Genomic DNA, 3,289 nt, shown 5'->3' with positions numbered 1-3,289 from the left:
GGCCTTGAGGGCTTGGACCTCTTCACGCGTGGCTTTGCGCACGGGTTTTGGCGCAGCCTTAAGCTTTTTCTCGGATTTTGGCTTTTCATCGCCCTGCAGCAACAGATTGCGGTAGGCTTCCAAATCGTCTGAATAAGGCGCCACATGGCCATCTTTAACCAGCCACAACCGATCGGCTACGAGCGACAACAAGTGCATGTCGTGCGACACCAAAACAACCGCGCCCGTGTAGGCGGTCAGCGCCTCGACGAGGGCCTCGCGGCTTTCGATATCAAGGTGGTTGGTCGGCTCATCGAGGATCAGCAAGTGCGGCGCATCAAGCGTGGCCAGCAACAGCGACAAACGGGCCTTTTGGCCCCCCGATAGACGGCCCACTTCGGTGTCAGCCTGATCAGCTCCCAAACCAAAGGTCGCCAGTTTCGCGCGCAATTTTGGTGGCAAAACACCCGGCATCGCACTTTGAAGGTGCTGAATCGGCGTCTCGTTGAGGTGCAATTCGTCGACTTGGTGCTGCGCGAAAAAGCCGATGCGCAATTTGTTGTGGCGCGTCAGGCGTCCGCCCATCGGCTCCAAGCGATCCGAGAGCAATTTGGAGAGCGTTGATTTGCCCTCACCATTGCGGCCCAAGAGGGCAATGCGGTCATCTTGGTCGATGCGCAGGTCAAGCTTGCCGAGGATTTGCTTGCCGTCATAGCCCACCGATACGTTTTCCATATTGATGATCGGCGGCGACAATTCTTCGGGTTCGGGGAAGGTAAAGACCACGCGCGCCGCATCTTCGGGAGCGGTGATTTTAACCATTTTGTCGAGCATCTTCACACGCGATTGCGCTTGTTTCGCTTTGGACGCCTTCGCCTTGAACCGATCCACAAAGGACTGCAGGTGTTCGCGTTGCAGGTCTTGTTTCTTGGCGGCGGCGACGATCACGGCGCGTTTGGCGGCGCGCGCTTTGGCGAAATCGTCGTAGCCGCCCGTATAAAGCGTCAGTTTTTTGCTTTCCAAATGCAAAATCGCACCCACAGCACGGTTCAAAAGCGCACGATCGTGCGAAATCAACAGCACAGTGTGCGGATATTTGCCAAGGTAAGTCTCAAGCCACAATGCGCCCTCAAGGTCGAGGTAGTTGGTCGGCTCGTCGAGTAGCAAAAAGTCGGGCTGAGAGAACAACACTCCCGCGAGGGCCACACGCATCCGCCACCCACCCGAAAAGGCTGAACAGGGCATGTGGATTTCGGCTTCGGTAAAGCCTAAGCCTTTGAGAATGCTTGAGGCGCGCCCTTCGGCGCTCCATGCATCAATGTCCGCCAGACGGGTCTGAACCTCGGCAATGCGGTGCGGATCGGTTGCCGTTTCGGCCTCGGCCATCAACGCCTCGCGCTCCTCATCGGATGCCAGAACGGTATTGATCAAAGAGACCTCGTTGCCAGGCACCTCTTGGGCGACACCGCCGATGCGCGCGCCGCGCGGGATTTCAATCGACCCGCCCTCTAGGCCCAATTCGCCGCGAATGATGCGAAACAGCGTGGTTTTGCCCGCGCCATTACGGCCGACAATACCAACCTTGTGGCCGGTGGGGACGGTGACAGACGCGTTCTCGATCAGATTGCGGCCTTCGACGGAGTATGTGATATCGTGGATTTTAAGCATGGGCTTCCATTGCCTGTGTTTGCGTCCCGCGTCAATCGCCGCTTTCGCAATCATCGCTTTTCAATGGCCTCTGTGCGTGGTAATCGGCGCGCAATCTTGCGGCGCGGGCCATTGGTCTGTTGTCGTTATCGCTATCAACGCAATCCAATGAGGTCCATTATGGCTATTCAGCGCACATTCTCCATTATCAAACCAGACGCCACAAAACGCAACCTGACAGGCGCAATTGCCGCCAAGTTCGAAGAGGCCGGCCTGCGCATCGTTGCAAGCAAGCGTATTCAATTGACACTGGCACAAGCCCAAGAATTCTACGGCGTCCACTCCGAGCGCCCCTTCTTTGGCGAATTGTGTGAGTTCATGATCTCCGAGCCAATCGTTGTTCAGGTTCTCGAAGGCGAAAACGCAATCGCGAAAAACCGCGAAGTCATGGGCGCAACAAACCCAGCAGACGCGGCAGACGGCACAATCCGCAAAGAGTTCGCACTATCCATCGGTGAAAACTCCGTTCACGGTTCCGACGCCCCTGAAACGGCTGCTGCGGAAATCGCATACTTCTTCTCCGGTCTCGAACTGGTTGGCTAAACCCATACGGGTTTACCGCAAAAGAACACGAAAGACCGCTCCTTTGGGGGCGGTCTTTTCTATTGGGCATATATGACTATTGGCGGCGTTTAACGCTTTGTGCCTGTGCCGATCGCATTCAAGATCTGTTCGATCCCTGCAGGTGGCGCGTCCGGATTATTCAAATTCTCGGCTTTGAGCCTGTCGAATTGTCTGCGCAGCGCCTTTTTCTCATCGCCTTTGCAGTCGTTCCATGGTCGCCCCTGAAGGCCCATCACCAACGCATAGTAGCCGATGAAATGCGGCTGAGACCCACAGGCTAGCAATTTGGCATAGGCCGCATCCGCACCAAGGTCGTGCAGCTGCTGCGCACTCGTGATCCCCGCGCGTGCAAAACTGGCATCGGACGCGGGTCCAAGGTTGCGGATGGTTGAAACGGGCGCTGACCCAGAAGGCGATATAGGTGGTGACATGGGCGATGACATTGGCAACTCACACTCGGGAGCCTTCAGTTTAGTCAGCCCTGTGCACCGCGCAATGACTAGATGTCGGCCCAGTCACGAAAGTTTACGGGCGGCGCATTTTGCGGCTTGCGTGGACCTACGGGTGCGGTTTTGACGGGTTGGTTCGGGAGCGGTTGTGTTGCCGTTGCCATGATATGCCTCATACGATTTAAACCTCTAACGGGTTCATTTGATCATGAGACTATGCCACAGGTGTGGCCCAATTTTGACCATTCAGTTTGAAATTGGACCACATTGTGACAAAAATGCCGTAAGGCGCGGGGTTAAAACCCTTTGACCACACCGTCGATGGCGTGAAGTGTGTCAAGGAGCGGGACAAGATCCCCGATACGGATCATGTTTGGCCCGTCGGAGGGCGCGTTGTCAGGATCTTCGTGCGTCTCGATAAACAGACACGCCGTGCCAACGGCGACTGCGGCGCGCGCCAGCGGCGGCACCATTGTGCGATCTCCGCCCGACGAGTTGCCGTTGCCGCCGGGCTGTTGCACCGAATGTGTCGCGTCAAAACAGACCGGATAGCCGGTTTGCGCCATACGGGGCAGGCCGCGAAAGTCGCT

Annotated in this window: 3 protein-coding genes and 1 pseudogene; 1 reads left to right on the top strand and 3 read right to left on the bottom strand. The window is 56.7% G+C overall.

The features are described from left to right. Positions 1-1,647 (bottom strand): ABC-F family ATP-binding cassette domain-containing protein (locus tag ACTG34_RS12845; RefSeq protein WP_439105283.1); only part of this gene is annotated, 1,647 nt, incomplete at its 3' end. Between the two features lie 159 nt (positions 1,648-1,806). Between ACTG34_RS12845 and ndk the strand changes: the two genes are divergently transcribed. Then, positions 1,807-2,229 (top strand): nucleoside-diphosphate kinase, encoded by a 423-nt coding sequence (gene ndk / locus ACTG34_RS12840; protein WP_062215058.1) that lies wholly within the window; start codon positions 1,807-1,809, stop codon positions 2,227-2,229. An 89-nt stretch (positions 2,230-2,318) separates the two neighbouring features. On the opposite strand, the gene ACTG34_RS12835 is transcribed toward ndk, so the two are convergent. Together ACTG34_RS12835 and ACTG34_RS12830 are read right to left on the bottom strand one after the other, a co-directional pair. After that, positions 2,319-2,681, bottom strand: coding sequence for a TfoX/Sxy family DNA transformation protein (locus ACTG34_RS12835; protein ID WP_439105282.1), 363 nt, complete (start codon positions 2,679-2,681; stop codon positions 2,319-2,321). A gap of 314 nt (positions 2,682-2,995) precedes the next feature. Beyond that, a pseudogene (locus ACTG34_RS12830) lies at positions 2,996-3,289 on the bottom strand (3-deoxy-8-phosphooctulonate synthase); the annotation flags it as partial.

Source organism: Celeribacter marinus, assembly GCF_965656515.1.
GTDB lineage: Bacteria > Pseudomonadota > Alphaproteobacteria > Rhodobacterales > Rhodobacteraceae > Celeribacter > Celeribacter marinus_D.
The sequence above is the reverse complement of the archived record's forward strand: the minus strand, read 5'-3'. Positions and strand labels throughout refer to the sequence as shown.